Below are 8579 nucleotides of genomic sequence, written 5' to 3'. Positions count from 1 at the left end.
TTGGTTCCCAGTTTCAGGGCACACATGGCCAAAGCATCCTGTTTGTCTCTGACATCGAAGTTCTGTTCAAAATCTTTTATCATATTTTCAATCTGCTTCCCTACCCTGCGCAGCGTTTCCTCTTCTGCAGCCGGCACGTTCAGCGGATATACCCTTCCCGCAATGTTGATGGTTATTCTTCTTACCTCCATTAGAGTCCGGTGTTTTGAAGCTGGGCAATACAGAAATCTATTTCCTTTACCAACCTGTTAATATGGTTCTTCATCAGCCTGTTATGCTCAGGATTCCCTGATATTGCCGAATGCAGCTTTATATTTTTTTGCTCTTCTGCTAATACCTGACTTTTTTTCCTTTCCTCATCATATTTCTTCTTCAGTTCTTGGTGCTCCATGCTTAGTTCGGAATATTTTTCAGTAAGATTTCTGTAATTTTTTTGTAAAAGCAGAATCTTTTTCTCTAATTCTGAAAAATGGTTTTCTAACTGTTGAAGCATTCCAGGTTTGTATATTCTAACTAGTAGCAAAAATAACAAAATATTAATACTAACAAAAATAAAACGGCTTATATTTTGACCTGAAACGTAAAAGGAGATGCAATGGGCATCTCCTTTTTTATCCGGTTCCGGTATTTTTATTCAAATTTCAGGACGAAGAAGATCGCTCTGGTCTGAAGAGTAGACATTGCAGAAGTCCAGTAAGGCGGTGTTGTGGCGTTATCGGCTACGATTTCATTATTCATGATAAAGGTACCCCTTACGGCAGGAGTCAGCTTAAACTTATTGAAGTAAAACTGAATTCCCATTTCAGCAGACCATGCAAAATTGTGGGTCGTGGAACGGAATATCTGCTGCCTGTTGTCATCCGTAGAATCTGAATTGGACTGCAGGTTGACGATATAATTCACCCCGGCTGCCACATAAGGCCTTGAGTTGTACCATCTTTCGCCGTGAAATTCCAGCAATACCGGCACATCGATCAGGGTGGTTTTAATATCCCTTATTTTATCTTTATCGGTAAGCCTGATCGGAACGAATGCATCATTCGTTAAGGTTCCTGCAGCAAACCGGTCATTGGACTGTGTATCGAAAGTAAGCTGCCTCTGCCCGAACTGTAACCCCGGCTCCAGCCTTACATCCAGGTAATCGTTCAGCCTCCACTTGGCGATCAGCCCGGCACCGAAACTGTAGCTTTCCTTGGACGTAACCAGGTTCTGGTTATTATACATACCGTACGTAGGATTGAGAACAATACGGTAATCCAGCCTGTTGCCGCTCAGATAAAAACCCCAGCTGAATTTCTGCTCATCGAAATCTTCCAGCTTATCCATTCTGTTGCGGGTTCTGAATTGCGCGTTCGACAAAACGGCAACATTTACTGAGGCTAAAACCAGTGCTTTTAATAGAAATTTATTCATAGGTTACTTTGTTGCTTTATAAATTGTGGCTATCCCTAAACTTAGTTTTTTATATTCAACTTTTTTAAATCCTGTATCTAAAAGAATCTGTCTCATCTTTTCCCCGAAAGGAAAAGCGTTCACGGAATCCGGAAGATAGGTATACGCCCTGTTATCCTTGGAAACCAGCCTGCCGATGGCAGGTAAGATGTTTCTGAAATAAAACATATACAATGGTCCCATAAACCCTTCAACCTTTGAAAACTCCAGTATGTAAACACTCTTGTTATCTTTAACCACTCTTCGCAATTCTGCCAAACCTTTGGTAAGATTTTCGAAATTCCTTACTCCGAATGCAACGGAGACCGCGTCGAACCTGTTTTCCTCGAAAGGTAAATTCTCCGCATCGCCCTTTTGCATGGAAATTTTGCCGTCTAAATTAAGTTTTTTTATTTTAATAACGCCAACATTTAACATTTGTTGCGATAAATCCAAACCAATCACTTTCGAGCCCGTTCCCTTTTCCACGGCAATGGCCAGGTCTCCCGTTCCGGTGGCTACATCCAGCACTTCCTGAGGCTGGTCTTTTTTCATCCATTTCACCAGTGTGTTTCTCCACAAAACATCAATCTTCATGGACAGCACATGATTCAGAAGATCATATTTCGGTGCAATATTGTCGAACATATCCTCTACCTGGCTTTTCTTGGTAGCCTCGGAATTGTAGGGCGTAACTTTGGTAATATCTTTTGTCAAAACTTAAAACTTATAATATTCTTTGTAATAATTGAGGTAATCCTGCTTTCTGAAAATCTTTGATCTCGATTCTACCTGCTGGATATTTTTAATCACTTTATCGTAATCTTCATCCACATTGTAATAAAAATCGTCTGTGAATAATTTGCTGAATTTAGTAGCACCTCCGAAATAGGCTTTCCCGTCGATGATGGTTTTATCCAGTGCCAGCAGCAATGAATCCTTTTTGAGATTGTACCCGTAATACTGGTCGTTGATGTAATAATCCTGATGGGCGATATTGATCAGGCCTCGGATTTTTTTCACTTCAAATGCAGAATCGAAAAGGAGTTTTTTGTTCCGGTCGAAAACTTGTATGGAATTCCGGCCTTTGTTCAGGTCTACCGGAACCGTCTGCCCGCCGGCAATCGTACCTTCCGAACCGTTATTGATCCTGTAATAATACGTATCCGGCGTAGGATTGTCCACCACATAATAATTCTTCTTTGCCAAAAACAGGAAATAAATCCCGAAAGCAACGATAAACGCCACAACTGCAATGAGTAAGCCCTTCAGGGATGCATTATTTTTCATAAGATTGTAAAGTACAATTTTTGCAAATTTAATAATATTTTTAATTCTTTCTTATTAATATTAATTATTAACTTTGCCTCTCTAAAAAAATCATATAAACGAATGCCGAATACGATCATTATTGGTTCTGGATCTTACCTTCCCAACAGAATTATCGGGAGAGACTATTTCTTAGATTCAGAGTTTTATTCAGAAGACGGACTAAAGATTGACAAGCCTGCTGAAGAAACGATTGCAAAATTTGTAGAAATCACGGAAATAGAAAACAGGAGATTCATTGAAGATGATCTTTCCAACTCACAAATCGGATATGAGGCTGCAAAACTGGCAATTGCCGATGCCAATATAGATCAGGAGGAGCTTGATTATATTATTTACGCCAGCAATTTCGGGGAAGTTACCGTACATGGATATGCCGATTTTATGCCTACCATGGCGGCAAGGGTAAAAAACAAACTGGGGATCCGCAACAGGAAATGCATTACCTACGATATGCTTTTCGGATGTCCGGGATGGGTGGAAGCCATGATCCTGGCCAACAACCTCATCAAAGCGGGAACCGCCAAAACCATACTCGTTATCGGTGCCGAGACTTTAAGCAGGGTAACCGATCCGCATGACAGGAACAGGATGATCTTTGCTGACGGAGCCGGAGCTGTGGTGGTACAGGCCACCGACGAGGAGAATGTAGGAATTATCGCCCACAATACCATCTGCGACAACGGGATCGAGCTGGATTACCTGGCCAACGGACCTTCGATCAATGCAGACTCGGACCAGACCCGCCTTTTCGTAAGGATGCAGGGACGGAAAATCTATGAGTATGCCCTGAAAAACGTGCCTGCCGCGATCAAAGAAACCATTGAAGATGCCGGGCTTTCTATCGGAGACATCAATAAAATCCTCATCCACCAGGCCAATGCCAAAATGGATTATGCCATGATCGAAAGGCTCCACAAACTCTATGATGTAAAAGAATACGACCACTCCATCTCCCCGATGACCATCCAGGAGTTCGGAAATTCTTCCGTAGCCACCATTCCTACCATGTTTGATCTCATCATTAAAGGAAAAATGGATGGTCATACGTTTAAAGACAAAGGGAACATTGTGATGACTTCGGTAGGTGCCGGAATGAACATCAATGCCATTGTTTACCGATTTCCTTAATATTATAATGTAAATGACAATATAAAAGCACAGGGAAATTATTCTTTGTGCTTTTTTTACACACAGTTATGCAGAGAAACTTTTTTATCATCGCCGCACTTTTCCTTTTTCTGGAAGTGTATATTTATCAGGCCATCAGGACCGTAACGGATAACTTCTGGCTCAGGACCGGCTACTGGGTGGCCTCACTGGTTATCTACGGTATTTTTGCTTATGAGATCAGCCACTTCAACAGGGCGGAAAGAAGCATGATGCGGGCACAGATCATGATCTCGCTGTTCCTGGTTTTCATCCTGCCGAAAATATTCATCGTACTGTTTTTATTGATTGACGATGTTTTCAGGACAGGAAGTTACCTGATCGGTCTGACCCGGCAGACGGAACACTTCTTTCCTGAACGGAGGAAATTCCTCAGCCTTGCAGGGTTAGGCCTCGGAGGTATTCTGTCGGCTCTTTTTATCGACGGGATTACCTTCGGAAGGTACCGCCACCGGGTAAGGAAGGTCAAAGTAAAGCTTGCCAACCTTCCCGGAAGCTTCAAGGGGTATAAAATCATCCAGATTTCCGATGTCCACAGCGGAAGTTTTTCCGATCCGGGCAAACTGCAGCATGCCATCGACCTCATCAACGGACAGCAACCGGATCTTGTCTTGTTTACCGGAGATATGGTGAACAATGTTGCCGATGAGTTCAAGCCTTTTATCCCGCTCTTTTCACAGATCAAAGCCAGGGACGGCAAATTTTCCGTGCTGGGGAACCATGATTATGCAGATTATGTGGAATGGGCTTCCGCAGAGGCGAAAAAGCAGAACCTCGATACGCTGATCAGCTATGAAAAGCAGGCCGGATTCGATATGCTGAGGAATGAGCACCGGATTATTGAGAAAAACGGTGAAAAGCTGTACATCCTGGGGGTTGAAAACTGGGGTCTCAAGCCATTCCCGCAATTCGGCAGGCTGGATGAGGCCCTGAAAGGCGTACCGGAATCCGCAACGAAAATTCTGATGAGCCATGACCCTACCCACTTTGATTATGTGGTAAAACAACATCCGGGGAACGTTCATCTTACGTTATCCGGGCATACCCATGGGATGCAGTTCGGCCTTGATCTCAAGAATATAAGATGGTCTCCGGTACAGTACCGGTACCCGAAATGGGCAGACCTGTACGAGAGCGAAGGGAAAATGCTGTATGTCAACAGAGGCTTCGGCGTTCTGGGCTATCCGGGAAGAGTGGGTGTCCTTCCGGAAATCACGCTTTTTGAATTAGCATAATGATTTAAAAATTCAGGATTTTAAATTTTAAATTTTGAATTTTAAAAAAGATAATCTTTCATCCGGGAAGTGGCAAGTTCTTTCCCGTTGATCCAGGTAAGGAGGGCATCCAGTTTGTCCTCCATTTTTTTGCCTGAATTCATTCTCCGGTGGAGAGGTACCCGGAAGCTGTGCTTGTTAAAGTCGGTAAACTGCCAGGAATTCAGGTAGATCAGTACAAATTCATCCTTTTTCAGGGTTTCGAAAACCATATTCTGGTAATATTTCATCGGCAGCAGCTGGAACACAAAATCGTTGTACGGCAGCTGGCTGTATGGGGAAATGCTCTCGGGAACAATGCTCAGACCGTCTGTTTCACGGATTGCGGTATCCCGTTTCAGCCGCTTAAAAGGGAAAAGGATCTCCGCATGGTCAATATTGGAAATATACCCGAATTCCAGCATTTTCAGGCTTTCCGGCGGGAGCTTACAGTCTTTCTGACGTAATCCTTTCACCTGTTTTTCCAGCAGTTCCTGTACGTATTTTTTTGCTTCTTCCACTTCCTGAAGAGCAGAATGGTCATTATAGAAAGCGATCTCATGGCCTTTATGGGAAATAGACTTCAGCAGTGCGGGCAGCTGTGCCGCAATGGACACCTCCACAAAAAAGCTGGCCTTAACATCATGAACATCCAGTATCCTCAGAATGGCTTTGGTATTTTCTTCTGAAATTTTCAGCCGCTGTTCGGCGGAAACCCGGACACCGTTTTTGGTTTCGGCCTCAATGGTAACGATGTTAAAAGTCAGTAAGATCATCTCAGTTCAGTTCAGTTCAGTTCAGTTCGGTTTAATTTATCTGCCGTCTTTATACAGACAGGTCTGCAAGCTTTGACTGATGAAGCTGCGGTCCGCCGCATACTTCACCAGCGGTTGCTTTATTTATCTTTTCCGGAAGACGGACTAGGAAGGCTGAGCCAGTTTTACCTTAAGGTTTTTAACCATGTCTTTCGTCATTTCACTGATTCCGAAGTCATAGCTGAGGCCCCAGTCTTTTTTCGCTACGGAATCATCAATCGATGCCGGCCAAGAGTCGGCGATCTGCTGCCTGAAGTCAGGTTTATAATCAATCTCAAATCCCGGAATCTCTTTTTTGATTTCTTCTGCCAGTTCTTTCGGGGTGAAAGACATGCCGCCCAGGTTGTAGGAAGAACGCACGGTAAGGCTTTCTTTCGGGGCCTCCATCAGCTTCAGGGTTGCATTGATGGCATCATCCATGTACAGCATCGGCATTCCGGTATTTTCGGAAATGAAGCTGGTGTATTTTCCTTCTTCAATGGCTTCGTAGAAAATCTCTACCGCATAATCGGTGGTTCCGCCGCCCGCCGGGGTTTTCCAGGAGATCAGTCCGGGATAGCGGATGCTCCTTACATCCACGCCATGCTTGTCGAAATAATACTCGCACCACTTCTCGCCTGCCATTTTGGAGATCCCGTAGACGGTAGTAGGATTCAGTACAACATCCTGCCCCACGTTTTCTTTAGGAATCCCTTTCCCGAACACGGCGATGGAACTCGGCCAGAAGATCTTTTGAATCAGTCCTTCTTTAGCCATTTCACAGAAGTGAAGAAGCGGCTCCAGGTTCAGTTTCCAGGCAAATACCGGCTGCTTTTCAGAAGTTCCTGACAGCAGCGAGGCTAAATGATAAACGGTGGTAATATCATAGTCCTTAATCACCTGTCTTACCAGTTGGGTATTGGTAACATCCATTCTTTCATAATGTCCGGCGGACGTAATGTCTTTCTGCCAGCGGTCCAGTCCTGAAGCAACAACATTTTCTGCTCCGTGGATCTCAACCAGCCTGTTGGTAAGTTCGGTGCCGATCTGCCCTAAAGCACCGGTAATCAATATTCTTTCCGTGTGGGATTCCATTGTACGTTCGTATTAGTGATATCACGCAAAAATAAATATTTTAAGCCCTATCTTAAAACAAAATTGTAAATTCGGGTATAAAATTTAATTATGAAGAAGATTGCGGTTGCATTTGTTATTTTTTCCTGCACAGTATCAGCACAATACACAGACTTCAATATTACCAAGGAAGTCAAGGTAAAACATAAAGGAGTGGTGGTTTCTGCTCATCCCCTGGCGAGTGAAGCCGGGGCTTCGGTCCTGAGAGCAGGCGGAAATGCTTATGATGCGGTGGTCGCTACACAATATGCACTGGCGGTGGTGTATCCGCAGGCAGGCAATATCGGCGGCGGCGGCTTCCTGGTTGGGGTAAAGAACAACGGCGAAAAATTCACCCTCGATTACCGTGAAACGGCACCGCGAAAAGCAACCCACGATATGTACATCGATAAGAACGGAAAGGCAGATACCGGCCTCTCCCAGTACGGAAGGCTGGCATCCGGCGTTCCCGGAAGCGTAGCCGGTTTTTTTGCCACCCTGAAATACTGCAGGCTTCCGATGAACAAGCTGATCGCGCCGGCCATCGACCTGGCCGAAAAAGGATTTGCCATCACAGCACAGGAAGCCGCACTGCTGAATGCCCACAAAGAAAACTTCCTGAAACATAATTCTTCATCCACGGTCTTTGTTAAGGATACACCCTGGAAAGCCGGTGACCTTCTGGTACAGAAGGACCTGGCCGAAACCCTGAAAAGGATCCGGAACATGGGACTGAAAGGGTTCTACGAGGGGCAGACCGCCGGACTCATGGTTGCCGAAATGCAAAAGGGAAACGGCATCATCACTCCGGAAGACCTCAGAAATTATAAAGTTGCGGAAAGGAAAGCCCTGGAATTCGATTACAAAGGCAACCATGTCGTATCCATGCCCCTTCCCTCCAGCGGCGGGATCCTGCTGGCGCAGATGCTGAAAATGGCTGCGTTGGAAAATCTGGAAACATACAAGCAGTATGATACGAAAGCGGTCCAGGTCATGATAGAAGCTGAACGTCGGGCTTTTGCGGACCGGGCTGAATATATGGGCGACCCGGATTTTATCGAAGACAAAACCCAATATCTGATCTCGGATGAGTATCTGAAAAACCGGTGGAAGAGCTTCAGTTTCAGCAAGGCCACCCCGAGTTCCGAAGTAGGAAAAATCATCCGTCAGCCTAAAGAATCTACAGAGACAACCCATATTTCCGTATTGGACAAAGACGGGAATGCCGCCGCGGTAACCACCACCCTCAACGGGTTGTACGGCAGTAAAGTAGTTGTTTCAGGAGCCGGTTTTTTCCTGAACAATGAGATGGATGATTTCTCCGTTAAGCCCGGCGTTCCGAATATGTTTGGGGCTGTGGGCGGGGAAGCGAACTCCATCCGGCCCAACAAGCGGATGCTTTCTTCGATGACGCCTACCATAGTCCTGAAAAACGGCAAACCGTATATGGTAGTCGGAACGCCCGGCGGAACCACCATCCCTACTTCCG

General features: G+C 45.0%; 10 protein-coding genes. 3 read left to right on the top strand and 7 right to left on the bottom strand.

Features of this window, described 5'->3' with window-relative positions; translation table 11 throughout:
- The 5 genes from QZ735_RS02555 to QZ735_RS02535 form a co-directional block, all read right to left on the bottom strand.
- A partial coding sequence (locus QZ735_RS02555) for a cell division protein ZapA (protein ID WP_294243861.1) occupies positions 1-191 on the bottom strand: 191 nt, incomplete at its 3' end.
- The gene (locus QZ735_RS02550; protein ID WP_294243863.1) at positions 191-493 is read right to left on the bottom strand and encodes a hypothetical protein; all 303 of its coding nucleotides are present in this window, start codon (positions 491-493) and stop codon (positions 191-193) included. The genes QZ735_RS02555 and QZ735_RS02550, both read right to left, overlap by 1 nt.
- Before the next feature lie 137 nt (positions 494-630).
- Positions 631-1413, bottom strand: coding sequence for a porin family protein (locus tag QZ735_RS02545; RefSeq protein WP_294243860.1), 783 nt, complete (start codon positions 1411-1413; stop codon positions 631-633).
- A gap of 3 nt (positions 1414-1416) precedes the next feature.
- The gene (ubiE, locus tag QZ735_RS02540; RefSeq protein ID WP_294243859.1) at positions 1417-2148 is read right to left on the bottom strand and encodes a bifunctional demethylmenaquinone methyltransferase/2-methoxy-6-polyprenyl-1,4-benzoquinol methylase UbiE; all 732 of its coding nucleotides are present in this window, start codon (positions 2146-2148) and stop codon (positions 1417-1419) included.
- Between the two features lie 3 nt (positions 2149-2151).
- Positions 2152-2721, bottom strand: a complete 570-nt coding sequence (locus QZ735_RS02535; protein ID WP_294243857.1) for a hypothetical protein — start codon at positions 2719-2721, stop codon at positions 2152-2154.
- A gap of 102 nt (positions 2722-2823) precedes the next feature.
- Here QZ735_RS02535 and QZ735_RS02530 point away from each other — a divergent pair, with 102 nt between their 5' ends.
- Together QZ735_RS02530 and QZ735_RS02525 are read left to right on the top strand one after the other, a co-directional pair.
- Entirely contained in the window at positions 2824-3891 is a 1068-nt protein-coding gene (locus QZ735_RS02530; RefSeq protein WP_294243855.1) for a 3-oxoacyl-ACP synthase III family protein, read from the top strand.
- Positions 3892-3959: 68 nt separating this feature from the next.
- Positions 3960-5165: a metallophosphoesterase gene (locus QZ735_RS02525; protein WP_294243854.1), complete on the top strand. Its 1206-nt coding sequence runs from the start codon at positions 3960-3962 to the stop codon at positions 5163-5165.
- A 41-nt stretch (positions 5166-5206) separates the two neighbouring features.
- On the opposite strand, the gene QZ735_RS02520 is transcribed toward QZ735_RS02525, so the two are convergent.
- Both QZ735_RS02520 and QZ735_RS02515 read right to left on the bottom strand, forming a co-directional pair.
- The gene (locus QZ735_RS02520; protein ID WP_294243852.1) at positions 5207-5959 is read right to left on the bottom strand and encodes a polysaccharide deacetylase family protein; all 753 of its coding nucleotides are present in this window, start codon (positions 5957-5959) and stop codon (positions 5207-5209) included.
- A gap of 144 nt (positions 5960-6103) precedes the next feature.
- Complete coding sequence (locus QZ735_RS02515) at positions 6104-7072, bottom strand: NAD-dependent epimerase/dehydratase family protein (RefSeq protein ID WP_294243850.1); 969 nt, start codon at positions 7070-7072, stop codon at positions 6104-6106.
- A gap of 90 nt (positions 7073-7162) precedes the next feature.
- Between QZ735_RS02515 and ggt the strand changes: the two genes are divergently transcribed.
- On the top strand, positions 7163-8579 hold a 1417-nt coding region (gene ggt / locus QZ735_RS02510), incomplete at its 3' end, for a gamma-glutamyltransferase (protein ID WP_294243849.1).

It is taken from the genome of uncultured Chryseobacterium sp., from assembly GCF_913776365.1.
GTDB lineage: Bacteria > Bacteroidota > Bacteroidia > Flavobacteriales > Weeksellaceae > Chryseobacterium.
The sequence above is the reverse complement of the archived record's forward strand: the minus strand, read 5'-3'. Positions and strand labels throughout refer to the sequence as shown.